We start from the raw sequence: 24,256 nt of genomic DNA, 5'->3' as shown, positions 1-24,256 counted from the left end.
GGAGCTTTTCTATCAACGCCGGCGAGATCACCCGCTTCATCCAGCAGRGCGGCGACAGCAAGGTGCTGAACCGTATTGTCGGCCAGGACCCCAGCAAGATCCTCGGCGCGCTGCAGTCGAACGGCAAGGTCTACCTGATCAACCCGAACGGCGTGTTGTTCGGCAAGGATGCGCGGGTGGACGTGAACGGCCTGGTGGCCTCCAGCCTGGCCATCAGCAATAGCGACTTCCTGKCCGGCAGGAACMGCTTCAGCGGCGAGGGCGCGGGCAAGGTTGTCAACCAGGGCAGCATCAGCACCCCGGGCGGCGGCCAGGTCTACCTGATCGGCGCCAGCGTGGAAAACAGCGGCGTGATCACTKCGCCGCAGGGCGAGGTCATRCTGGCGGCCGGCAAGAGCGTGCAGCTGGTCGATTCGGCCAACCCGGACGTGCACGTGGTGCTGTCGGCGYCGGCGGACCAGGCGCTGAACCTGGGCCAGGTGCTGGCGGCGGGCGGCAAGGTCGGCATCTACGGCGCGCTGGTGAACCAGCGCGGGCGCATCAACGCCGACAGCGCGGCGCTGGGSGCGAACGGCAAGATCGTGCTGAAAGCCAGCGGCGCCAGCGGCACCACGCTGCTGGAAGCGGGCAGCCACACCAGCGCCGTCAACAGCGCGGGCCGGGGCGGCGAGATCCAGCTGCTGGGCGAGCGCGTGGGCCTGACCGGCGACGCGGCGGTGGACGCCAGCGGCGCGGCCGGCGGCGGCACGGTGTTGATCGGCGGCGACTGTTTCTCCGCTGCTGCTTCGCTATTTCTTCGCGTCAACAGCGCGGGCCGGGGCGGCGAGATCCAGCTGCTGGGCGAGCGCGTGGGCCTGACCGGCGACGCGGCGGTGGACGCCAGCGGCGCGGCCGGCGGCGGCACGGTGTTGATCGGCGGCGGCTACCAAGGTAACAACGCGGCGGTGCCGAACGCGCAGTTCAGCTTCGTCAGCCAGAACGCCAGTGTCGCGGCCGACGCCAGCGCGTCCGGCGACGGCGGCAAGGTCATCGTCTGGGGCGATCAGGCGGCGCGCGCGCATGGCAGGCTGTCGGCGCGCGGCGGCCTGGCGGGGGGCAACGGCGGGCTGGTGGAAACCTCCGGCCACTTGCTGGACGTGGACGGCGTGCGCGTCGATACGCGGGCGCAGGCGAAGGACGGAAAAGCCGGCCTGTGGCTGCTGGACCCTGAATTCATCACCGTCGCCACCGGCGGCACCGCCACGCGCGACGACGTGGCCAATTTCGGTGCGGGCCTGGCCGGCGGCATCACCTCGATCGCCCCGGAGACCCTCAATAGTGCCACCACCCACGTGGCGCTGCAGGCACGCCGCGACATTACCTTCGTGGACGCGGTCAACATCTTGTCCCAAGGCGTAGGCTTGTCGGCGCAGGCGGGCGGCGATATCAACGTGAACGCCGCGCTGACCACCAATGGCGGTCCGGTGATTCTGCAGGCCAACCTGGGCGATACCGCCAGCGGTTACGGCGCGGTGAACGTGAACGGTGCGCTGTCGACCAACGGCGGCAACCTGGTGCTGAGCGGCGCCAGCGTGGCCTTGAACGCGGCCGTGCGTGTCGGCCTGGGCGACGCCGACCTGCGCGTGAACAAGTCCGGCGGCGGCATCGCGGTGGGCCAGGGCGGCAGCTTGACTGGCGACTCCGATGCGGCTTACTCGCCGCTGTTCTTCTTCATGGCGGACAATGTCAGCCTGCAGGGCAAAGTGGACGGCGGCGGCGCGGGCGAGGGCACCACGGTGTCCTTCGTGCCGTACACGGCGGACCGCGCCATCCTGGTGTCGAACAGCATGCACGAGGGCAAACTGACGCTGGCCCCGGCGGACCTGGCGCGCATCTCGGCCCTGAATGTGAACATCGGCAGCAGCGGCGCCGGTGGCGGCGTGGTGGTAGCCGACGCGCTGGAACTGGCGACGGTGCGCAACCTCTTCATCGAAAGCGCGGGCGACATCGGTGTCAATAGCACGGTGCAAGCCAGCAGCGCCAACGGTACGCTGTCGCTGGGCACCTACGGCGGCGCGGCGGGCATCGGGTTCGGCGCCGGCGGCAAGCTGGCGGCGCACAACGTCTTGCTGCGTTCGGACCATATGGAACTGGGCGTCACGGCGGGCGCCATCAGCGCCAGCGGCCTGGCCAGCCTGTCCGCCTACAGCGATACCGTTGGCATCCAATTGGGCGGCGGCGGGAGCAATGACAGCGGCGGTGGCGCGTTGGCGCTGTCGGCTGCCGAGTTGGCTGCCATCCAGGCCGGCGTCTTGCAACTGAATACGGCGCAGGATTTGTCGGTGGCGAGCGATGTTCTTTCGGTTGCGGACACGCTGGTGCTGAAAGCGGGCGCCATCAGCAATGGCGGCGGCAAGCTCACCGCCAACGCGCTGGACATGACGGCCAGCGGCAGTATCGGCGCGGCGGACAACCCACTGTCGACGGTGGTGTCGCAACTGTCGGCGCGCAGCACGGCCGCCAGCGGCAGCCATTCCATCGATATCAACAACGTCAACTACGCTGCCAATCCGGTATCGGCCCAGGCGGCCCAGCTGACCATCAAGAATCTCACGCTGGCAAGCGGCAATGGCGGTTCCATCACGCTGCACAATACGGGTGCCACCCTGCTGGACGCAGGCGGCACTGTGAGCACGGATACTGGCAAGGTGACCTTGGCCGCGCATAGCCCGCTGACCATTAACGGCGCCGTGCGCACGGCCTCGGGCGATATTTCGCTGGTGGCCGGTTCGAGCGGCGCCGCCACGGACGTGCTGAGCTTCGGCAGCAGCGCCTTGGTCAGCTCCGGCAGCGGCAGCGTTACGCTCACCGCCGGCGCCGCCATTGTCGGGCTGAACAGCGCCACCGTGCAGACCGCGCCGGGCAAACTGGTCACACAAGCGAACCAGAATACGCCCGTGACGCCGCCGGTCACGCCACCAGTTAATCCGCCGGTCACGCCGCCGGTTGAACCTCCGGTCACGCCGCCAGTAACGCCACCAGTTACTCCGCCGGTCACGCCGCCGGTCGAACCTCCGGTCACACCGCCAGTAACGCCACCCGTTACCCCGCCAGTCACCCCACCGGTCACGCCACCGGTAACGCCGCCTGTGACTCCGCCAGTTACGCCACCGGTAACGCCTCCTGTAACGCCGCCGGTGACGCCGCCAGTGGAGCCGCCGGTGACGCCACCGGTTACTCCGCCGGTGACGCCGCCGGTGACGCCGCCGGTGGAACCGCCGGTGACGCCACCGGTTACGCCGCCCGTGACGCCGCCGGTGGTAACTCCACCGGTGGAGCCGCCCGTGACGCCGCCGGTCGAGCCGCCGGTCACGCCGCCCGTGGTAACGCCGCCGCCAAGCGCGGACATCTGCACCATAGCGCCGAATTCGGCGCTGTGCCAGGTCCTGTCGCCGCCGACCGCCAGCGAGCCGGTGAAGCCAGTCCAGATCGCGGCCAATGAAGTCATCAAGACCGTCAGCGCCAGCAGGCCGCGCCCGGAAACCGGCGGTCCGGCCGGCACATCCTCCACGCCGGACGACCAGACCGACAGCAAATCGGACACCAAAGAACTCGCCTCAAACGACCAATCGGGAATCAAAAATGAGCCAGCTAAAAAAATGTACTGCAACTAAAGCCTTGTTGCTGCTGGTCCTGTGGTGCAGTTGCACCCTGGCCCTGGCGGCGCAAGTTGCGGGCACCGTCGTGCAGCTGAGCGGCCCGCTGATGGCGCGCAAGGCCAGCGGCGCGGTCAAGATCCTGTCGCTCAAGTCCGAGGTCGAGAGCGGCGACACGCTGGTCACGGAAAAGAACACCTACGCGCTGGTGCGCTTCATCGACAACAGCGAGATCACCCTCAAGCCGTCGACGACCATGAAGATAGACAGCTACGCCTTCGACAACGCCAAGCCGGACCAGGACAGCGCCAATTTCAGCCTGGTGAAAGGCGGCCTGCGTTCCGTCACCGGCCTGCTGGGCAAGCGCAACAAGGAAAAATTTGAACTGAAGACGCCTAGCGCCACCATCGGCATCCGCGGCACCACCTTCATCGCCGACTTCGTGCCGGAGGAAGAGCAACGCGCCATGGCGTCGCTGCAAGCCTGGCTCAACGCCAGCACCGCCGCGCTGGGCGAGAGCGTGATGCCGATCGCGCCGCTGCAACTGGCGCAGGCGTCGCCGTCGATGACACGGCCGCCGGTCGGCGCGCCGGTCTTGCCGCCCGGCCTGTACGTGCAGGTGATCGATGGCCTGATCAATGTCAGCAACAAGGGCGGAGCGCAGCAATTTTCGGCTGGCCAGTTCGGCTACACGGCCAACCCGATAATGGCGCCGGTCATCGTGCCGAAGAATCCGGGCCTCATCTTCTTGCCGCCCCCGGCATTCTCGGCTCCGCCGCCGGTCAGTGGTACCAGCTCGCAGCCCAAGTCCAACGCCGTCGACTGCGAAGTCCGCTAAACCCGGAGCAAGCCATGAATATCGGCCAGGCAGCGCAGGCATCGGGCGTGACCGCCAAGATGATCCGCTACTATGAAAGCATAGGGCTGGTCAGCGAAAGTCGGCGCAGCGAGGCGGGATACCGCATCTATGGCGACAAGGACTTGCATGCGCTGCGCTTTATCAAGCGCGCCCGCAAGCTGGGCTTCTCGCTGGAGCAGATCCGCGAGTTGCTGTCGTTGTGGCAGGACAGCGGACGCGCCAGCGCCGACGTGAAAAAGATCGCGCTCTCGCACGTGGACGAACTGAATCAGCGCATCCGCGAGCTGACGGAAATGCGCGACACGCTGGCCACGCTGGCATCGTGCTGCCACGGCGACCAGCGTCCCGACTGCCCCATCCTGCAAACGCTCAGCGAATAAACATCCACACGGTCAGCGCCGCGCCGACCGCCACCACGAAGCCGCGCATCAGCTTTTCCGGCATGCGGTGGATCAGCCACGAACCGCACAGGCCGCCCACAATGCCGCCCGCGCACAGCGCCAGCGCGGCGGGCCAACTGATCATGCCCGAGAAGGCGAAGATCGCCGCGGCGGACGCATTCATGGCCATCGCCAGCATGTTCTTGGTGGCGGTGGCCATGCGGATCTGTTGGCCGGCAATGGTGAGCGCGGCCAGCATCAGGAAGCCGATACCGCCGCCGAAATAGCCACCGTAGACGGCGATGCAGCTCTGCACCGCCACCAGCGCGCCGGTGGGCATGCCGCTCACGGCGTGCAGCGGCTGGCTGCGGAAACTGCCCCAGGCGAACACCGAGGTGGCGAACAGCACCAGCCACGGCACCAGCTTGGAGAAGAACAGCGGCGGCGTTACCATCAGCAGGATGGCGCCAAGCACGCCGCCGACTATGCTGATAGCGAACAGCTGCTTGAACGTCAGCCCGCCCACACCGCCCACCAGCTTGCGGCCGGCGATGGCGGAAGTGGTCTGGCTGGGGAACATGGCGAGGGTGGAGGTCATGTTGGCCGCCACCGGGTTCAGGCCGGCCAGCAGCAGGGCCGGGAAGGTAATGAAGGAGCCGCCGCCTGCCAGGGCGTTCTGCACCCCGGCAAACAGGCCGGCGGCTGCGATCAGGAGGACGGTGTGGAGTTCGAGGGGAGGGACGGGAGACATGCGGGGATTATAGCCGGGCCGACCCGCCGCCGCTCGGCCGCGCCGGGCCGGCGCGGTTTCGGGCATCATGGCCGTTTCAGCAATGCGCGGGGAGGCGGCGATGGTTTATGAACTGTATTACTGGCCCACCATCCAGGGCCGTGGCGAATTTGTGCGGCTGGCGCTGGAGGAGGCGGGCGCCGCCTACAAGGACGTGGCGCGCGGCAAAGGCGGCATGAAGCCCACCGAGGCATCCATCGATCCCGCCGAAGAAGAGCGCGCCGCATTTGCGCCGCCGGTGCTGCGCGCGGGCGAACTGCTCATCGGACAGACCGCCAATATCCTGCTTTACCTGGGCCGCCGCCACGGCCTGGCGCCACGCGCCGAAGCGGGTTGCTGTGGGCGCACCAGCTGCAGCTCACCATCGCCGACATCGTCAACGAAGCGCACGACACGCACCACCCCGTGTCCACCAATCTGTATTACGAAGACCAGAAGAAGGAAGCGAAAAAGCGCGCGGCCGATTTTACGGCCGAACGCATTCCCAAGTTCCTCGGCTACTTCGAACAAATCCTGCAGAACAATGGCGGCCGCTACATGGTGGGCAAGCGCCTGAGCTACGTGGACCTGTCCCTGTTCCAGCTGGTCGAGGGCCTGCGCTATGCCTTCCCGAAGGCGATGGCGAGGCTGAAGCCCGGCTGGCCGGGCTTGTTGGCCCTGCACGCCATGGTGGCCCAGCGTCCCAATATTGCCGCCTACCTGGCATCGAAACGCCGCATACCCTTCAACGAGGACGGCATCTTCCGCCGTTACCCTGAACTCGAGTAGGCATTACTGCGCCGCGCTGACCGGGAAGCCCGCGCCGGCGATGGCCGCCTTCACCGCGTCCAGCGCCGCGCCAGACTGCACCTTCACCTGCCTGGACGCCAGGTCCACCTCAACGCTCGCCTGCGCGTCGACCGCCTTCACCGCTTTGGTCACGCTCGCCACGCAATGACCGCAGCTCATTTCTTCCACTTGCAGCTGATACATATCGACCTCCTTGTTGTGATGTGATCACTGTACTCCTTCCCATCGTAGGAAGGTCAAGCGCTAAAGCTGTGTTATTTTGACAGCACAATTCATTGAACGGGAGCAGCATGAAACGATGGTTATGGATGGGCCTGCTGGCGCTGACTGCGTGCGGCGGCCCGGTGGAGACCGGCGCGCAGGGCGGTGCCGCCCTGAAGGAGGGCGGCAGGGGGCAGTTCCTCGCTTACGAGCACACGGTGTCCATCGATACCGACGAGGCCCAGGTACGGCCGCTGGCGGACAAGCTGGTCGCCGCCTGCCAGGCGGACCGCGAGAACAACTGCACCTTGCTGGAGTCCGGCAGCAGCCAGGGGCGCGATCCGAGCGCGCATGTGAAGCTGCGCGCCAAGCCGGCCGGCGTGGCCCGGCTGGTGGCGCTGGCGTCGGCCGGCGGCAGCGTGCAGAGCCGGCAGACCCATGTCGACGACCTGGCCAAGTCCATCATCGACAGCAACAAGCGGCTCGACATGCTGCGGGACTACGAGCGCAAGCTGAAGGGCCTGGAGGACAAGGCGGGCAACAGCATCGATACCCTGATGAAGCTGTCCAAAGAACTGGCCTCGGTGCAGTCCGAGCTGGAGCAGGCCACGGGCCAGAATGCGCACCTGCTGGAGCGCGTGAACCTGGATCTGCTGACGGTCCGGATCGACGCACACCACCACAGGTCGTTCTGGTCGCTGATCGGCAGCGCGTTATCCGAATTCACGCAGAACTTGTCGCAGGGCGTATCGAGCCTCGTCACGGGCCTGGCGTATCTGCTGCCCTGGTTGCTGGCGGCGTTCATGGCCTGGCTGGGCGGACGCAGGCTCTGGCGAAAGTTCAAGCGGAAGTAAAAAAGCCCCGCACGCGGTGAGGCGGGCGGGGCTGGCTTGGCATTGAAGCCGATGTTGTTACAGCACGTCGCTGGCGTGGTCGGCCAGGCGCGAGCGTTCGCCGCGCGCCAGGGTCACGTGGCCGCTGTGCGACCAGCCTTTGAAGCGGTCCACCACGTAGGTCAGGCCGCTCGAACCTTCGGTCAGGTAAGGCGTGTCGATCTGCGCGATGTTGCCCAGGCAAAGGATCTTGGTGCCGGGACCGGCGCGCGTCACCAAGGTCTTGACCTGCTTCGGCGTCAAGTTCTGCGCCTCGTCGATGATCAGGAACTTGTTGACGAAGGTGCGGCCGCGCATGAAGTTGAGCGACTTGATCTTGATGCGCGAACGGATCAGGTCCTGCGTCGCCGCGCGGCCCCATTCGCCGCCATCGCTGTCGGACTTGTTCAGCACTTCCAGGTTGTCGTCGAAGGCGCCCATCCATGGCGACATCTTCTCTTCCTCGGTGCCCGGCAGGAAACCGATGTCCTCGCCCACCGGCACGGTGACGCGGGTGACGATGATCTCGTTGTACAGCTTGGTCTCCAGCACCTGCGCCAGGCCGGCCGCCAGGGCCAGCAGGGTCTTGCCGGTACCGGCCTGGCCCAGCAGCGTGACGAAGTCGCACTCCGGGTTCATCAGCAGGTTCAGCGCGAAGTTCTGCTCGCGGTTGCGCGCGGTCACGCCCCACACGCTGTTCTTGTTGTGGCTGTAGTCGCGCAGGGTTTGCAGCACGGCGGTCTTGCCATTGATCTGCTTGACCTGGCCGTAGAACGGCGCTTCGCCGTTGGCCGGCTCGAGGAACACGAACTGGTTCACCAGCAGGGTCGGGATGACCGGGCCGGTGACGCGGTAGAACGTGGCGCTCTGGCCGTTCTTGTTCTCCTGCCAGGACTCCATGTCCTTGCCGTGCTTGTTCCAGAAGTCGTCCGGCAGCTGGACGATGCCCGAGTACAGCAGGTCGGTGTCTTCCAGCACGTGGTCGTTGAAGTAGTCTTCGGCCGGCAGGCCCAGCGCGCGCGCCTTGATGCGCATGTTGATGTCTTTCGACACCAGCACCACGGCGCGGCCCGGCTGCTCGTCTTCCAGCGAACGCACCACGCCCAGGATCTGGTTGTCGGCCTTGCCTTGCGGCAGGCTGGACGGCAGTTCGGCGATCTGCAGCTTGGTCTGGAAGAACAAACGGCCCTTGGCGTCCTTGTTGCCCAGCTTGGACAGCGGGATGCCGCTCTCGATGGCGTCGTCGTCGGTGCTGCCGACCAGCGCGTCCAGCGTGCGCGAAACTTGGCGCGCGTTGCGCGCCACTTCGGTCATGCCTTTCTTGTGATTGTCCAGCTCTTCCAGCGTCATCATCGGCAGGTAGACGTCGTGCTCCTCGAAGCGGAACAGCGACGACGGGTCGTGCATCAATACGTTGGTGTCGAGCACGAACAGCTTGGTGCTGCCTTCCTGGTCGGCATGGCGGCTGGTGGAGGACTTGATGGTCACTTCCACCGGCTTGTGCTTGGCGGGATGCGGCGCTTCGACCAGCACCGGCGCGGACTTGCCGCGCGGCGACTTGGCCTTCGGCGACGGTGCTGCGGGCGCTGCGGGAGCAGGCGCGGCCTGCAGCAGTGCGGCTTTCTTTGGCGCCGGTTTCGCGGCGGCGGTCTTGGCCTTGGCGGCCGGTGCGGCGACAACGGAAATCGGTGCGGCTGGCGCAGCGACCGGGGCAACGGCTTTGGCGGACTTGGCCGCCGGCGCTGCCTTGACAGCTTTTTTCGGCGCGGCAGGCGCCAGTTCAACAACAGGCAAAGGCTGGGGACGAACGCCGCTGGCCTTCGGGTAATCTTTCGCGAGCAACAGGGTTGCCGGCTTGGTAGGCAGTTTTGGCAGTGGCATCAGGATCTCGATCTAAAAAATGCTGGAAGGGTCCGCCCATAGCACACGTCCCGCAGGGAGCGGCGCATGGGGTGGATGCTGACGAAAAGAAATATAAGAACTGCCGCGGGCGGGTAACGCCCGTTGAATGTACCGGTTGGTGGCCGCAGCCACCTGGTACAGTTGGTGGGAGAACTTTGCAGACTCAAAATCGAATGTAGGTGCGTCAGAGGTATTACGTTCTATGATTTGACAAATTCCAGTACTTCATCGACGTGACCAGGAACCTTCACGCCTCTCCATTCTTTCACCAATCGGCCGCTACCGTCAATGACAAACGTGCTGCGCTCGACGCCGCGCACGGTCTTGCCGTACATCTGCTTCATCTTCATGACGCCGAAGGCCTGGCACACGGCTTCGTCGGGGTCGGAAATCAGCTCGAAGGGCAGGCCCAGCTTGGCTTTGAAGTTCTCGTGCGACTTCAGCGAGTCGCGGCTGATGCCGTAGATTTCGGCGCCGGCCGCCAGAAACTGCTCGTGCAGGTCGCGGAAGGCCATGTTTTCCGTCGTGCAACCAGGGGTGTTGTCCTTCGGATAAAAGAATAGCACGGTGTGCTTGGCCGGGCGGCCCGACAACTGGAAGGTCTGGCCGCTGGTCATGGCGGCGGAAAAGTCGGCGACGGTTGCTACGGATGGGCTATCAGCCACAGGTGCTCTCCTGGACGGTGGCGCTGGTGCGTGGGCATTGTTGGCGCTGGCAGCGTACCCAGCGGCGCATAGATGGGGATGATGTACTGTTATTCAAGCTTGTTCGGCTGATATTTGTTATTGCTTTTCGATGATCAGTGCCAGCGTCACCTTGCGGCCTTCGGCCATCAGGATGTTGTAGGTGCGGCAGGCGGCGTTGGTGTCCATGCACTCCACGCCGATGTGCTTGTTCACCAGCGGGGCGCTCAGCTTCGGATGCACGAAGCGCTGGCGCTCGCCGGTGCCGAGGATGACCACGTCGGGCGTGTCGGCCAGCAGCTGCTCGAAATGCTCGACCGTCAGCTGCTCGAAACCGGCCACCGGCCAGGCGCGCGGCGGCGTTTCCGGCAGCACGATCAGGCTGTAGTCGTAAGGCTGGGCGTTGATTTCCACGCCGCCGGCGAAGTAGCCGGTGACGGTCTGGTAGGCCTGGGTGCTGTTGGGGTGGAGCTTCATAATAAAGTTTATGCGTAAGTATCTGTACGTAAAGTGGCGTAAAGGCACGCGATTCAGACCGTTATTGTAACGTTTTCCCTTGATCTGCGGCCCGCGAAGGTTGATTTAATCAAGCGGTTTCGGCAGAATGGGTATTTTCGCAATGCACCATTTGCGCGCATCGCCCGCCACGGGCCCCGTTATCTCGATAGGATTAGATTTTGCGACCGATTAACAAGTCGAACAAGCTGGCCGAAGTTTGCTATGAAATCCGCGGTCCCGTGCCGGAGAAGGCGCGGCAGATGGAAGAGGAAGGCCACAAGATCACCAAGCTCAACATCGGCAACCTGGCGGTGTTCGGCTTCGATCCGCCGGACGAAATCGTCCACGACATGATGGTCAACCTGCATGGCGCGGCCGGCTACACCGATTCCAAGGGCATGTTCGCGCCGCGCAAGGCGGTCATGCATTACACGCAGGGCAAGAATATCGCCGGCGTGGGCATCGACGATATCTACCTGGGCAATGGCGCGTCCGAACTGATCGTGATGTCGATGAACGCGCTGCTCAACACCGGCGACGAAGTGCTGGTGCCGGCGCCCGACTATCCGCTGTGGACCGCCGCCGTGAGCCTGTCCGGCGGCACCCCGGTGCACTATGTGTGCGACGAGCAGCAGGACTGGTTCCCCGACATCGAGGACATGCGCCGCAAGATCACCAGCAACACCAAGGCCATCGTGGTCATCAACCCGAACAATCCGACCGGCGCGCTGTATCCGGACGAGATCCTGCTGCAGATCATCGAACTGGCGCGCCAGCACCAGCTCATCATCTACGCCGACGAGATCTACGACAAGGTGCTGTACGACGAAGCGCAGCATACCTCGATCGCCTCGCTGGCGGACGACGTGCTGATGGTCACCTTCAACGGCCTGTCGAAGAACTACCGCGCCTGCGGCTACCGTGCCGGCTGGATGGTGGTCTCCGGCGAGAAACGCCATGCAAAAGATTACATCGAGGGCCTGAACATGCTGGCCTCGATGCGTTTGTGCGCAAACGCGCCGGGCCAGTTTGCCATCCAGACTGCGCTCGGCGGCTACCAGAGCATACAAGACCTGGTGGGCCCCGGCGGGCGCCTGTTAAAGCAACGCGATCTGGCTTACAAGCTGCTGACCGACATTCCGGGCGTCACTTGCGTCAAGCCGAAAGCCGCGCTGTACATGTTCCCGCGTCTTGATCCGAAGATCTATCCGATCGCGGACGACCAGCAATTCGCCTACGACTTGCTGGCAGAAACCAAAGTACTGATAGTCCAGGGCACCGGATTCAACTGGATTGCGCCCGACCACTTCCGCGTCGTGTTCCTGCCGAACACCGACGACATGACGGAAGCGTTCGGACGTATCGCGCGCTTCATGGAAGGCTATCGCAAGCGCCACGGCAGCCCCATCTGATAATCACAGCGCCGGGCCGGCGCCGCCGGCCGTGCTGCAAGGAACTCACCATTATGAAACCCATCAAAGTAGGCCTGTTAGGTGTCGGCAATGTCGGCTCCGGCACGTTCAACGTACTGGAACGCAACCAGGAAGAGATTCGCCGCCGCGCCGGGCGCGGCATTGAAGTGGTGGCCGTCTCGGCCCGCAACCTGGAACGCGCCAAGCAGCGCACTGGCGGCAAAGTGAAAGTGGTCGCCAGCCCGTTCGACATCGTCAACGATCCGGAAATCGATATCGTCGTCGAGCTGATCGGCGGCTACGACGAAGCCAAGGCGCTGGTGCTGCAAGCCATCGCCAACGGCAAGCACGTGGTCACCGCCAACAAGGCGCTGCTGGCCGTGCATGGCAATGAAATCTTCGCCGCGGCCCAGGAAAAGGGCGTGATGGTGGCGTTCGAAGCGGCCGTGGCCGGGGGCATCCCCATCATCAAGGCGCTGCGCGAAGGCCTGACCGCCAACCGCATCGACTGGTTTGCCGGCATCATCAACGGCACCACCAACTTCATCCTGTCCGAGATGCGCGACAAGGGCCTGGACTTCGCTACCGTGCTGAAACAGGCGCAGGAACTGGGCTACGCCGAAGCCGACCCCACCTTCGACATCGAAGGCGTGGACGCGGCGCACAAGGCCACCATCATGTCGGCCATTGCCTTCGGCATCCCGGTGCAGTTCGACAAGGCGCACGTGGAAGGCATTTCCAAGCTGGCGGCGGTGGACATCAAGTACGCCGAGCAGTTGGGCTACCGCATCAAGCTGCTGGGCATCGCCAAGCGCGCCAAGGTCAACGGCGTGGAAGGCATCGAGCTGCGCGTGCACCCGACGCTGATCCCGGCCAAGCGCCTGATCGCCAACGTGGAAGGCGCCATGAACGCGGTGCTGGTGCAGGGCGACGCGGTGGGCGCCACGCTGTACTACGGCAAGGGCGCAGGCGCCGAACCGACCGCCTCGGCCGTGATTGCCGACCTGGTCGACATCACCCGCCTGGCCACGGCCGACCCGGAGCACCGCGTGCCGCACCTGGCGTTCCAGCCGAACGCCATGACCGACATCCAGATCCTGCCGATGTCCGAGATCACCACCAGCTACTATCTGCGCCTGCACGTGGTGGACCAGCCGGGCGTGCTGGCCGACCTGACCCGCATCCTGGCCGATGGCGCCATCTCGATCGACGCCATGATGCAGAAGGAACCTGGCGACAACGAGACCCGCACCGATATCATCATCCTGACCCACCAGACCCAGGAGAAGAACGTCAACGCCGCCATCGCCAAGATGGAAGGGCTGTCCACCGTGGTGGGCAACGTGACCAAGATCCGCCTGGAAAACCTGAGCTGAGCCGCTGTCGCTTGAGATCAGAGGCGAGCCTGGGCTCGCCTTTTTTTCGCCCGCAATAATCAGCAACTCGATCATCCGCCGCCGGCGCCAGGTGCTAACCTTGGCGCTCTCACCGGAGCCCGCCTTGAAGCCACTGATCTTGCTGCTACTGGCCGCCGGCCACGCCAGCGCCGCCACCTGGTACGTTTCTCCCGCCGGCAACGACGCCGCCAGCGGCGCGCAGGACGCCCCCTGGCGCTCCATCGCCCGCGCCCAGGGCGCCGCCGCGCCCGGCGACACCGTTTACCTGCGCGGCGGCCGCTACGCCTATAGCGCCGCCACCACAGCGTGCGCCAGCCGCACCGCCGTGGTGGACGCCGTCACGCTCAATAAAAGCGGCAGCGAAGGCGCCCCCATCCGCTACTGGGCCTACCCCGGCGAAACGCCGGTGTTCGACTTTTCCGCCATGAAGGACGACTGCCGCGTGAAAGGCATCAACGTCTCGGCCAGCTGGCTGCACCTGAAAGGCCTGGAAATCACCGGCGCGCCGCAGCAGCCGGAAAACCGCCTGAACCACGAATCCTGGGGCCTGTGGATCAAGGGCAGCCACAACGTGTTCGAACAGCTCGACGCCCACCACAACATGGGCCCCGGCGTATTCATCGCCGACGGCAGCCACAACCTCGTGCTGAACAGCGACTCGCACCACAACTACGACCCCTACACGTCCAACGGCGCAGGGCAGAGTGCCGACGGTTTCGGCGCCCACATCAAGGCCAACCAGCCCGGCAACGTGTTCCGCGGCTGCCGCGCGTGGGCCAACACCGACGACGGCTTCGACCTCATCAAAGCCTATTCCCCGGTGACGATAGAGTATTCGTGGGCCTGGCAGCACGGCTACCTGCCCGGCACCGCCACACCGCTGGCGGCAGGCAACGGCAACGGCATCAAGGCCGGCGGCTACGGCGGCGTGTACGCGGCCAACGGCGTCAAGCACACCGTGCGCTTCTCGGTTGCCTTCAACAACAAGGCCGCAGGCTTCTACGCCAACCACCACCCGCTGGCGCTCGAGTTCTTCAACAACACCGCCTTCGGCAACGGCGCCGACTACGACATGCGCGGCATCGCCCCGGACGGCGCGCCCGCCAGTTTCGGCCTGCTGCGCAACAACATCGGCCGCACCGTGCGCAATGCCGCCGGCGCCGACCAGGCCCACAACAGTTGGACCCTGCCGCTCACCCTGCGCGATACCGACTTCGACAGCGTCTCCGCCGCAGGCTGGGATGCCCCGCGCCAGGCAGACGGCAGCCTGCCCGTCCTGCCCAACTACCGGCCGCGCGCCGGCAGCGCGCTGACAGCCCAAGGCGTGGACGTCGGGCTGCCGTTCAGTGGCGCCGCGCCGGGCCTGGGCGCGTTCGAGCCGCGCGCACAGGCAAAAAAATAGCCGGGCTGCGCGAAACGCGGCCCGGCGAAAAGGTCTTACTCTGGGTAGGTACTACAACATCAACTGCGGGTGCTACAAAAACTTCGCTACAACTTGATTACTTGCTGGCGACGGTCAGTTCGCTTTTCACTTCCTTCACGCCTTCAACGGCGGAGGCGGCCTGGATAGCTTTGGTGCCGATATCGGTGTTGGCGACTTGGCCGGTCAGCGTGACCACGCCCTGGGCAGCGGTAACGCCCACGCCTTTGTAGTCACCCAGCGCGGCCTGGACTTTCTTGCTCAGCGCGCTGTCGGTGGCGGTGGCGGCAGTGCCGACGCCAGCCATCGCGCCTTCTTGCTGTGGCACGGCGTAGGCGGCGGTAATCGAAGCGGCGGTCAGGGTGGCGGCGGCCAGCAGGCGGGTGATCATTTTGGTATTCGTCATGTTTGCTACTCCATAAAGGTTTTTAAAGGAACGCCTTGTGACGTTATCCATCCTATTGCAAGCGGTGTGCCAGCTCTAAAAACTCCAATAAAATCAAGGGTTTGGTAAATTTGCCAAGATTAACTTGCCGACAGGCAGCAGATTCACCACATGATTTGTCGTGATATGGCGACAGCTTCCCAAGCGATTTTCATAAGTCACTGAATAACAAGGACATTTTTCTGTCGCCACGCAACGACAGAAAAAAAGGCTATGGCTCGGCGCGCGGCGATTGGGTAGAGTCTGAACACCCACCCAAGGAGACCTGCTCATGCAATTGTCCAACTACAAGACTTCTACCAAGCTGGTGCTGGCATTCATCGCGGTGGCCACGATAGGCGCGCTGCTGGGCGCCTATGCCATCTACAACATGAAGCGCATCAGCGACGCCGACACCCGTCTTTACCAGAAGGAATTGATGGGCCTGTCATACTTCAAGGAGGCCAATGTGGAGCGCCTGAAGGCCGTGGTCGGCCTGCGCGACGCCATCCTCGCCACCAGCCAGGCCGAGCGCGACAACGCCTGGGGCCGCATCGCGGATGGCCGCGCCAAGAGCCAGGCCTTTATCGAAAAGGCGAGCCCTTTGTTTACGACAGAAGAGGGGCGCCGCCAGGTGGCGCAGCTGCAGGACGTCATTCGTGCCGACCAGGCGGCCGCCGACGGGCTGATGGGACGCATCAAGAGCAGCGAGATGCACGCCGACAGCGAACTGCAGCAATACATGCGCGCCAACGTGGTCCAGCCCAGCGTGCAATTGGGCGTGGCCATGACCAAGCTGTCCCAGCTCAAGGAAAGCGAAGCCAAAGCTGTCGCCGACGCCAACACGGAGCTGTACGCCGGCAGCCGCAACGTCACCATCGTGCTGGTGCTGGCCGGGCTGGCGGCGGGCGTGTTCCTCGGCTTTGCGGTCAGCCGGCACGTGACCAATCCGCTGGCGGTGGCGGTGGGCAGCGCGCACCGCATGAGCGAGGGCGACATGACGGTGGCCATGCGGGTGGAAGGCAAGGACGAGACGGCGCAGCTGCTGCAGGCGCTGGAAAACATGCGGGCCAGCCTGCAGGGCATCGTGGCCACGGTGCGCGAGGATGCCGATGGCGTGGCCACCGCCAGCGCCGAGATCGCGCAAGGCAATATGGACTTGAGCTCGCGCACCGAGAGCCAGGCCAGCGTGCTGGAGGAAACGGCCGCGTCGATGGAGGAAATCAGTTCGGCGGTCAAGCAGAATGCCGACAGCGCGCGCCACGCCAACCAGCTGGCCTCGAATGCGGCCAGCGTGGCCGTGCGCGGCGGCGAAGTGGTGGCGCAGGTGGTGTCCACCATGCAAGGCATCAATGACGCGTCGCGCAAGATCGAAGACATCACCGGCGTGATCGACGGTATCGCCTTCCAGACCAATATCCTGGCGCTGAACGCGGCGGTGGAAGCGGCGCGCGCGGGCGAGCAGGGCCGGGGCTTCGCGGTGGTGGCGTCCGAAGTGCGCAACCTGGCGCAGCGCTCGGCCGCGGCGGCCAAGGAGATCAAGGCGCTGATCAGCGACTCGGTGGAACGCGTGGACCTGGGCGCCAGACTGGTGGACCAGGCTGGCGCCACCATGACGGAAGTGGTGGCGAGCGTGCAGCGGGTCAGCGCCATCATCGGCGAGATCGCGCTGGCCAGCGGCGAGCAGACCACCGGCGTGGAACAGGTGAACCAGGCGATCATCGAAATGGACCACGTCACGCAGCAGAACGCGGCGCTGGTCGAGCAGGCTGCGGCCGCCGCCAAGGCCATGCAAGACCAGGCGGCCAGCCTGGCGCAGGCGGTCAGCGTGTTCAAGATCGAAGCGGGCGCCGCGCGCCAGCATGCCCACAACCCGGCCTCCAGCCGGGCGCTGGCGCTCAGGTGAAGCCGCAGGGCGGACTGGCGGCGCGCGCCGGGCGCGCAACGCGCAGGCCGCCGGCGCCATGCCTGCCATGGCGGGTTGCCAGCGGCCCTACGACTCGGCGCCGTCGGCGCGGAACTGGGCGGCGTTGAGGTCGTATTTCTGCAGCAGGCGATAGAACTCGGTGCGGTTGCGGTCGGCCAGGCGGGCCGCGTCGGCCACGTTGCCGTCGGTGAGCTTGAGCAGCTGCACCAGGTAGTTGCGCTCGAAGCGCTGCTTGGCCTCGGTGTAGCTGAGCACTTCCAGCGACGGCACGCGCAGCGCGCGCTGCACCAGCGTGAGCGGCACCAGCGGGGCGGTGGCCAGCGCGCACACATGCTCGACCACGTTGTACAGCTGGCGCACGTTGCCGGGCCAGGAAGCGCGCGTGAGCGCCTCCAGCGCGCCCGGCGCGAAGCCGCTGACGGTCTTCTGGTACTTGGCCGCCAGCGCATGCAGGAAGCGCGTGGCCAGCAGCGCCACGTCTTCGCGCCGCTCGGACAGCGGCGGCAAGGTCAGCGTGATGACGTTGAGCCGGTAATACAAGTCCTCCCTGAACTGGCCCTCGAGCATGGCCGTGTCCAGGTCGCGGTGGGTGGCGGACAGGATGCGCACGTCCACCGGCCGCCCCTGGTCGGAGCCGAGCTGGCGCACCACGCGCTCCTGCAGCACGCGCAGCAGCTTCACTTGCAGCAGCAGTGGCATGTCGCCGATTTCATCCAGGAACAGGGTGCCGCCGTCGGCCGCCTGCACCAGGCCTTCGCGGCTGTTGACGGCACCCGTGTAGGCGCCTTTCACGTGGCCGAACAGTTCCGATTCCAGCAGTTGCTCGGGAATGGCGCCGCAGTTGACGGCGATGAAGGGCGCTTTCGCGCGCCGGCTGGCGCGGTGGATGGCGCGCGCCAGCAGCTCCTTGCCGGTGCCGCTCTCGCCGCGTATCAGCACGCTGGCGTCGGACGCGGCCACCAGCTTGGCTTCGGCCAGCAGCTCGGCCATGGACTGGCTGCGGCTGATGATCTCCTCGCGCCAGCTTTCGTCGCCGCCGCCGTGCACCGGCGCCGGCGCGGTCAGGCTCAGCGCCTGCTCGATGCGCTCCAGCAGCACCTTGGCGTCGAACGGCTTGGTCAGGTAGGCGTAGGCGCCCAAGGTGGTCGCTTCCACCGCGTCCGGTATGGTGCCGTGTGCGGTCAGCAGGATCACCGGCAGCGCCGGGTACTGCGAGCGGATCTCCTGGAACAGCGCCATGCCGTCGCGGTCGGGAAGGCGGATGTCGCTCACCACCAGCTGCGGCAGCTCGATCGACAGCCGCGCCAGCGCCGCCTCCGCGCTGCCCACCGCCGTCACGCGGTAGCCGTTGGCGCTGAGCCGCAGCGACAGCAGGCGCAGCAGGTCCGGATCGTCGTCGACCAGCAGGATGTGGGCGCCGGCCATCAGCGGCCTCCCTGCGCCGACGATTGCGGCGGCGGCCGCACCGGCAGGTTGCGTTCGATCGCCTTCAAACCCTCCAGCATATCGTTCAGCTGTTCGGTCTTGCGCTGGTTTTCCTTCAGCTGCGCGATGAGCTTCTCGTTGGCCTCGGACAGGCGGCGCGCCTCGGCGCAGTGGCTCGAGAGCAGCTGCGCCAGCGGCTTGATCGATTGCGCCGCCTGCTCGTTGGACGTGGCCACGCTGTCGAATTGCGCCTGCGCGCGCGCCAGGTCGCCGGTGCCGCGTGTGAGCATCAGGATCATGCCGATCTGCAGCGACAGCTTGGGCGTGGATTGCTGCAGGCTCAAGCCGCTCAGTTCTTTCAGCAGCTCGCCTTGCGCCATGCGGCGCAGGCTTTGATGGTAGGCCAGCAGCGGCGCGGCCTCGTCCTGCGGCGAGACATGCGTGAGCGGCGTTTGCGCCAGCGGCGCGACTGGCGGCGGCGCCACCATCACCGGCGGCGGCGGTGGCGGCGGGGCCGGCGTCACGCAGGCGCCCAGCAGCAACAAGGGCAGCGCGGGCAGCAGGGACAGCAATTTACTGGTCATAAGGAAGTTCGATCCGAAAATGGGCTCCCGCCTGGGAGGGAAGCAGATGCAGGCTGCCGCCATGCGCCTGCACGTATTCGCGCACGATGGACAGGCCAATGCCGTTGCCGCGCCGTGCGCCGGGCGGCTGGCGTTCGCCTTGATAAAAGGGCTCGAAGACGCGCTCGGCGTCTTCTTTCGCTACGCCGGGGCCCTGGTCGATGCAATCGATGCGCAGCAGCCCCTGGTGCTCGTCCAGCGTGAAGCGCACCGTGCCGCCCTGTGGACTGAACCGCACCGCGTTCGACAGCAGGTTGCCCAGCGCGATAGCCATCTTGTCGCGGTCCATCGGCATGGCGCGCGGCGCGCCGTCGACCCGTGCGACCAGGGCGCGCGCCTGCAGCTGCAGCTGCTGGTTGGCGATCACCTCGTGCAGCAGCGCGGCCGGTTCGCAAGGCGCGCGCAGCAAGTGCTGGGCGTCGAAATTGGCCGCGTTATAGCGCAGCAGGTCTTCGATCTGGTTCTGCAGCGAGGCGGTGTTCTGGCGCAGGATGACGGCGATTTCGCGCTGCTGGGGCGTGAGCGCGCCCAGCACCTGGTCTTCCAGCAGCGCCACGCCCTCCACCAGCGCGGCCAGCGGCGTTTTCAGCTCGTGCGAAATATGGCGCAGGAAGCGCGACTTGTCGGCCTCCAGGTCCGACAGGCGCTGGCGCAGCCAGTTCAGCTGCTGGCCCAGGCGGCGCAAATCGTTCGGCCCCTCGACGGCGATGGCGTCGCCGTAGCGGTTCTCGCCGAGGCGGTGGATGGCTTGTTCGATCTGTTTCAGCGGGCGCGACACCCAGGCGCCGAAGCCGACCGCCAGCAGCGCGGCGACGGCGATGGCGGCGGCCACCTGGCCGGTGAGCACGCCGCGCCGCTGGTCCAGCTCATCGAGCAGCATCTGGTTGCGCCGCTCCACTTCGCGTTTCACCTCGTCCTCCAAGGCCTGGCTGATGGCGGGCAGGCCGCCCAGGGCCTGGTTCAAGGCCTGGTTCAGCGCCTGCTGGCGTCCGGCGCGGCGCGCGCGCGGGGTCTGTAATACCGCCCACGCCGCCGCGCTGCGCTGGTTCCAGTCGGCAAAGGTTTGCGGCGGCGCGCCGGGCAGGCCGGCGGCCACGGCCGCCAGGGCCGCCTGGGCGTCGCGCCAGGCCTCGGCGTAGCGCTGGCGGAAGGCCGGATCGTCCAGCACCAGGAACTGGCGCGCGCTGCGCTCCATGGCCACGCTGCGTTCGGCCAGGCGCTGCGCATTCTCGGTCAGCGCGATGGCGTGCTGGCCCGCCTCGCGGCTATGGGCGGCGAGGCGGTCCAGGGTCAGCAGGGCATGCACCGACGTCGCGCTCAGCAGCACGGCGATCAGCAAAAACACGCCCAGCAGCAAATGGCGGAATGACAGCTTGGGAAACATAGGAAACGGGGGCCGGACGGCTCAGCAGCGTATCCCGCGCATCATAGGGGAAAACGCCCAAACTCCGCGTCCGATTGCACCTGCCGAGCTGAGCCGCATTTGCCCGAATTCGGGGTCTGACCCCGAAGTGGGCGAAATGCGGCTTAGCTCGCTTGTAGGAAGATGCTTCAGGTGGGAAAGGATACGGATACTTTGAGGCCTTGGTTGTGGGCGCCGTCGCCGAGAGCGATGGTGGCGCCATGCAGTGCGGCAATATCGCGCACGATGGCCAGGCCGAGACCGGCGCCGCCGGGGTTGCGCTGCATGGAGGCGGCGGCGCGGTAGAAGGGCGAGAACACGCGCTCGCGCTCGCTTTCCGGGATGCCGGGGCCGCTGTCTTCCACTTCCAGCACGGTGCCGGCGCCGGTTGCGCCGGGGCCGACGCGCAGGGTGACGCTGCCGCCGTCCGGCGTGTAGCGCAGCGCGTTGTCGACCAGGTTGGCCACCATTTCGTGCAGCAGCAGGGCTTGCCCTGGGACCACCGCCTCTTGCTCGGCCTCCAGCGCCAGGTCGATGTTGCGGCTGACCGCCGGCACCGCCAGTTCCAGCGCCACCTGCTGCATCAGCGCGCGCAGTTCCACCGGCACCGGGTCGGCGCCGCCGCTGTGCTCGATGCGCGCCAGCATCAGCAGGCGGTTGGCCAGGTGCACCGCCGAGTCGGTGGTGGCGGCGATGCCTTGCACCATGCTGCGCAGCGCGGCCGTGTCGCAGGGGGCGCGGTCGGCTTCGCGTAGCGCCAGTTCGGACTGGGTCTTGAGCACCGTGAGCGGGGTGCGCAGCTGGTGCGAGGCGTCGGCGATAAAGCGGCGCTGGCTGGCGATCAGGCTCTGGATGCGCGACATGGAACCGTTCATGGCTTCCACCAGCGGCCGCACTTCCTTGTGCACCAGCGCGGGATCGACGTCGGACAGGTCGGACACGCTGCGCGTTTCCACCGCTTCCTTCAGCCGCATCAGCGGTTTCAGCACCAGCCGCACGGCGAACCAGACCAGCAGCGCCGTGGCCAGGATCAGGCCTGCCTGCCACAGCAGCGTGTCGAGCAGGATCTGGTTCGACAGGCCGCGCCGCGCGTCCAGCGTCTCGGCCACCTGGATCAGGGCGATGCCGCGCATGCTGTCGTCGTACACCGGCTGCAGCAGTGCGGCGATGCGCACCGGCTGGCCGTTGTACCGGGCGTGGTAGAAGCGCACCAGCGCCGGATAGGCTTCCGAGCGCGGCACGTTGGCAGGCACCGGCGGCAGGTCGGCGAAGCCGGACACGGTTTCGCCGTTGATGCCGCTGACTTTGTAGAAGATGCGGCCCAGCGTGTCGGTCTCGAAGCTGTCCAGCGCCACGTAGGGCACATCGGCCACCACCTTGCCATCCTGGACGGAGACGCGCTCGGCCAGCGCGCGCGTGGAGGCCAGCAGCGAGCGGTCGTAGGCCATGTCGGCCGCGTCCAGCGCGTTGCGGTAGACCGAGACCGCGTCCAGCGCCATCAGGAAGATCAGCGGCACCAGCAGCCAGCGCATCAGCTGGCCGCGCAGGCTGCCCAATGGGGTGGCGGCCTGCGCGGCGCTGGCCGGCGCGGGGGCTGGAACCGGGATGGCCTGCGCCGGCGGGCCGGATGCGCGCTCGCGGTCCATTACTCGGCCGGCTCGCGCGGTTGCAGCAGGTAGCCGATGCCGCGCAAGGTGGTGATGGCGGCGGCGCCCGGCAGGCTGCTTTCGAGCTTCTTGCGCACGCGGTGGATGTACAGGTCGATCGCGTCCAGGTTGGCGTCGTCGGCCAGCGCGAACACTTCGTCGAACAGCTTTTCCTTGGACACGGCGCGCCCGCTGCGGCTGATCAGCGCTTCCAGCACCGCGTGCTCGCGCGGCGTGAGCGCCAGCGCGGCGCCGTGGTAGCTGAACATGCGGGTGATGGTGTCGAAACTGAGCGCGCCGCAGCTGTGCACAAGCGCTTCGTTGCCCACGCTGCGGCGCAGCAGCGCTTTGACGCGCGCTTCCAGTTCGGCCAGTTCGAACGGCTTGGCCAGGTAGTCGTCGGCGCCCAGGTTCAGGCCCTGCACGCGTTCTTCCAGCCCGCCGCGCGCGGTCAGGATCAGCACCGGGGTCTTGCCGCGCGGGCCGCCGCGCGCGCGCAGGCGCTTGAGCACCTCCAGCCCGTCCATGCGCGGCAAGGTCAGATCGAGGATCACCAGCGCGTATTCCTGCGTGTGCAGCAGGGCGTCGGCGTCGGCGCCGTTGTCCGCGCATTCCACGGTCAGATGGGAGTCGCGCAGGGCTTTGGCCAGCCAGTGCTGCAGTTCGATGTGGTCTTCAACGAGGAGGATGCGCATGATATTGGTGTTGCCCGGTGTATGCTCAGGCCTGCATCTTCCTCGCCGCGCCGCCAAAAGTAAATTCCTTGTGGTGACATGACGACAAGATTCGCAGTGAATTCGCAGTGAAAGAGAATTGAAAGGAAGTGAAACCTATAGTGGAGCCCTGATTTCAGTGATCAGGCATATCACCAACAATTATATCTATAGGAGACACCCATGAAGAAGTCCACTTTGGCGATGGCGGCGGCAGCCTGCGCTCTGGCCGGCGCGGCCCACGCGCAGTCGAACGTGCAGGTTTATGGCCTGATCGACGCTGGCGTCGAAAGCGCTTCCAACGCCACGCCGACCGGGGGTTCCAAGACCAGCGTGATTTCCGGCGGCATGAACACGTCGCGCTGGGGCCTGCGCGGCACCGAGGACCTGGGGGGCGGACTGAAAGCGGTGTTCCAGCTGGAAGGCGGCATCCTGCTCGACAGCGGCGCCCAGGACGGCCCGCTGTTCAAGCGCCAGGCCAACGTGGGCCTGGAGGGCAGCTTCGGCCGCGTGGTCATCGGCCGCTCCTTCACCTCCGTGTACGACACCGTGATCTCCTACGATCCGATGGGCTTCGCGCCTTACTACTCGTGGGCCACCAGCGGCCCGGCTACCGGCCCGGGCAAGTACGGCTTCACCACGGCTTTCGATAACCTGATCAAGTACACCGGCAGCACCGGCAACTTCAAATACGGCGCCACCTACGGCATGGGCGAACAGACCACCGGCCAGTCCGACAGCCGCAAGGTGGCGGGCAACGTGGCTTACGCCGCCAACGGCCTGGGTTTGATGGCGACCTGGGAACGCATCAATGGCAACACCGTGGCCGTCACCGGCAACCGCGACGAGAACACCGTCTACCACCTGGGCGCCAGCTATGAAACCGGCCCGTTCAAGTTCTGGGGCGTGATGCGCGACTACAAACTGGTGTCCGGCAAGGCCGCCACGGCGGACGTGAAAGCCACCACATGGTGGACCGGCGTGGCTTACAAGGGCATCCCCAACACCACCCTCACCGGCGCGGTGTACCGCGTGAACGTGAAGAACGTCGCCGCCGGCAAGGATGCCGATCCGACCATGTTCGTGGCGCGCTACCGTTACGCGCTGTCCAAGCGCACCGACGTATACGTGGCGGCGGCCTACGCCAAGTCGAAGAACGGCCAGCTGACCGGCCTGTCGCGCGACGACGCCGGCTTCGACACCAACCAGCGCGGCGTGGTCACCGGCATCCAGCACCGCTTCTAAGCGCACGGAACTT

The 24,256-nt window shown here is 66.1% G+C and carries 20 protein-coding genes and 1 pseudogene; 10 read left to right on the top strand and 11 right to left on the bottom strand.

The window, feature by feature from the left end:
- The 3 genes from ASD15_RS33220 to cueR form a co-directional block, all read left to right on the top strand.
- Nucleotides 1-3,653: filamentous hemagglutinin N-terminal domain-containing protein (locus ASD15_RS33220; RefSeq protein ID WP_057156050.1), on the top strand; the 3,653-nt coding region annotated here is incomplete at its 5' end.
- Nucleotides 3,622-4,473 (top strand): FecR domain-containing protein, encoded by an 852-nt coding sequence (locus tag ASD15_RS16705; protein WP_057156049.1) that lies wholly within the window; start codon nt 3,622-3,624, stop codon nt 4,471-4,473. The genes ASD15_RS33220 and ASD15_RS16705, both read left to right, overlap by 32 nt.
- Nucleotides 4,474-4,487: 14 nt before the next feature.
- Nucleotides 4,488-4,874, top strand: coding sequence for a Cu(I)-responsive transcriptional regulator (cueR, locus tag ASD15_RS16700; RefSeq protein WP_057156048.1), 387 nt, complete (start codon nt 4,488-4,490; stop codon nt 4,872-4,874).
- Here cueR and ASD15_RS16695 read toward each other — a convergent pair.
- The gene (locus ASD15_RS16695; RefSeq protein ID WP_057156131.1) at nt 4,864-5,625 is read right to left on the bottom strand and encodes a sulfite exporter TauE/SafE family protein; all 762 of its coding nucleotides are present in this window, start codon (nt 5,623-5,625) and stop codon (nt 4,864-4,866) included. The two genes, cueR and ASD15_RS16695, sit on opposite strands and share 11 nt — an antisense overlap.
- 100 nt (nt 5,626-5,725) lie before the next feature.
- On the opposite strand from ASD15_RS16695, the pseudogene ASD15_RS16690 reads away from it, so the two are divergent.
- Nucleotides 5,726-6,432, top strand: a pseudogene (locus tag ASD15_RS16690) (glutathione S-transferase).
- 3 nt (nt 6,433-6,435) lie between these two features.
- On the opposite strand, the gene ASD15_RS16685 reads toward ASD15_RS16690, so the two are convergent.
- Entirely contained in the window at nt 6,436-6,636 is a 201-nt protein-coding gene (locus ASD15_RS16685; RefSeq protein ID WP_057156047.1) for a heavy-metal-associated domain-containing protein, read from the bottom strand.
- Nucleotides 6,637-6,743: 107 nt separating this feature from the next.
- On the opposite strand from ASD15_RS16685, the gene ASD15_RS16680 reads away from it, so the two are divergent.
- Nucleotides 6,744-7,508 carry a DUF4349 domain-containing protein gene (locus ASD15_RS16680; RefSeq protein ID WP_057156046.1) on the top strand — a complete coding sequence of 255 codons (765 nt, stop codon included), beginning with the start codon at nt 6,744-6,746 and terminating at the stop codon, nt 7,506-7,508.
- A gap of 57 nt (nt 7,509-7,565) precedes the next feature.
- Here the strand turns inward: ASD15_RS16680 and ASD15_RS16675 are convergent, their stop codons facing one another.
- From ASD15_RS16675 to ASD15_RS16665, 3 genes are all read right to left on the bottom strand, one after another.
- On the bottom strand, nt 7,566-9,407 hold the full coding sequence (locus ASD15_RS16675; RefSeq protein WP_057156045.1) for a PhoH family protein: 1,842 nt from the start codon (nt 9,405-9,407) through the stop codon (nt 7,566-7,568).
- A gap of 221 nt (nt 9,408-9,628) precedes the next feature.
- Nucleotides 9,629-10,093, bottom strand: coding sequence for a peroxiredoxin (locus ASD15_RS16670; protein WP_082551877.1), 465 nt, complete (start codon nt 10,091-10,093; stop codon nt 9,629-9,631).
- Between the two features lie 117 nt (nt 10,094-10,210).
- On the bottom strand, nt 10,211-10,588 hold the full coding sequence (locus tag ASD15_RS16665; RefSeq protein ID WP_057156043.1) for an Mth938-like domain-containing protein: 378 nt from the start codon (nt 10,586-10,588) through the stop codon (nt 10,211-10,213).
- Between the two features lie 200 nt (nt 10,589-10,788).
- Between ASD15_RS16665 and ASD15_RS16660 the strand changes: the two genes are divergently transcribed.
- From ASD15_RS16660 to ASD15_RS16650, 3 genes are all read left to right on the top strand, one after another.
- Nucleotides 10,789-12,021, top strand: a complete 1,233-nt coding sequence (locus ASD15_RS16660) for a pyridoxal phosphate-dependent aminotransferase (RefSeq protein WP_057156042.1) — start codon at nt 10,789-10,791, stop codon at nt 12,019-12,021.
- 53 nt (nt 12,022-12,074) lie between these two features.
- On the top strand, nt 12,075-13,397 hold the full coding sequence (locus ASD15_RS16655) for a homoserine dehydrogenase (protein WP_057156041.1): 1,323 nt from the start codon (nt 12,075-12,077) through the stop codon (nt 13,395-13,397).
- 124 nt (nt 13,398-13,521) lie between these two features.
- Nucleotides 13,522-14,820 (top strand): right-handed parallel beta-helix repeat-containing protein, encoded by a 1,299-nt coding sequence (locus ASD15_RS16650; protein WP_057156040.1) that lies wholly within the window; start codon nt 13,522-13,524, stop codon nt 14,818-14,820.
- Between the two features lie 97 nt (nt 14,821-14,917).
- Here the strand turns inward: ASD15_RS16650 and ASD15_RS16645 are convergent, their stop codons facing one another.
- Nucleotides 14,918-15,244 carry a BON domain-containing protein gene (locus ASD15_RS16645; RefSeq protein WP_057156039.1) on the bottom strand — a complete coding sequence of 109 codons (327 nt, stop codon included), beginning with the start codon at nt 15,242-15,244 and terminating at the stop codon, nt 14,918-14,920.
- Nucleotides 15,245-15,554: 310 nt separating this feature from the next.
- Between ASD15_RS16645 and ASD15_RS33670 the strand changes: the two genes are divergently transcribed.
- Complete coding sequence (locus tag ASD15_RS33670) at nt 15,555-17,168, top strand: methyl-accepting chemotaxis protein (RefSeq protein WP_057156038.1); 1,614 nt, start codon at nt 15,555-15,557, stop codon at nt 17,166-17,168.
- A gap of 87 nt (nt 17,169-17,255) precedes the next feature.
- Here ASD15_RS33670 and ASD15_RS16635 read toward each other — a convergent pair whose 3' ends face one another.
- From ASD15_RS16635 to ASD15_RS16615, 5 genes are all read right to left on the bottom strand, one after another.
- Nucleotides 17,256-18,614, bottom strand: coding sequence for a sigma 54-interacting transcriptional regulator (locus ASD15_RS16635; protein WP_057156037.1), 1,359 nt, complete (start codon nt 18,612-18,614; stop codon nt 17,256-17,258).
- On the bottom strand, nt 18,614-19,198 hold the full coding sequence (locus ASD15_RS16630; RefSeq protein WP_057156036.1) for a hypothetical protein: 585 nt from the start codon (nt 19,196-19,198) through the stop codon (nt 18,614-18,616). Before ASD15_RS16630 ends, ASD15_RS16635 begins: the two co-directional genes overlap by 1 nt.
- Nucleotides 19,188-20,621: a sensor histidine kinase KdpD gene (locus ASD15_RS16625; protein WP_057156035.1), complete on the bottom strand. Its 1,434-nt coding sequence runs from the start codon at nt 20,619-20,621 to the stop codon at nt 19,188-19,190. The genes ASD15_RS16630 and ASD15_RS16625 overlap by 11 nt, the downstream gene beginning before the upstream one ends.
- A gap of 167 nt (nt 20,622-20,788) precedes the next feature.
- Nucleotides 20,789-22,171 (bottom strand): sensor histidine kinase, encoded by a 1,383-nt coding sequence (locus tag ASD15_RS16620; RefSeq protein WP_229418229.1) that lies wholly within the window; start codon nt 22,169-22,171, stop codon nt 20,789-20,791.
- 113 nt (nt 22,172-22,284) lie between these two features.
- Complete coding sequence (locus ASD15_RS16615) at nt 22,285-22,980, bottom strand: response regulator (RefSeq protein WP_057156034.1); 696 nt, start codon at nt 22,978-22,980, stop codon at nt 22,285-22,287.
- 201 nt (nt 22,981-23,181) lie between these two features.
- Between ASD15_RS16615 and ASD15_RS16610 the strand changes: the two genes are divergently transcribed.
- On the top strand, nt 23,182-24,243 hold the full coding sequence (locus ASD15_RS16610; RefSeq protein ID WP_057156033.1) for a porin: 1,062 nt from the start codon (nt 23,182-23,184) through the stop codon (nt 24,241-24,243).
- The last annotated feature ends 13 nt before the right edge of the window (nt 24,244-24,256 follow it).

Origin of the sequence: Massilia sp. Root351 (assembly GCF_001425045.1) — a bacterium.
In the GTDB taxonomy this organism is placed as follows: Bacteria; Pseudomonadota; Gammaproteobacteria; order Burkholderiales; family Burkholderiaceae_D; genus Rugamonas.
Note: the sequence above shows the minus strand (reverse complement) of the source record. Positions and strands in the feature narration are given on the sequence as shown.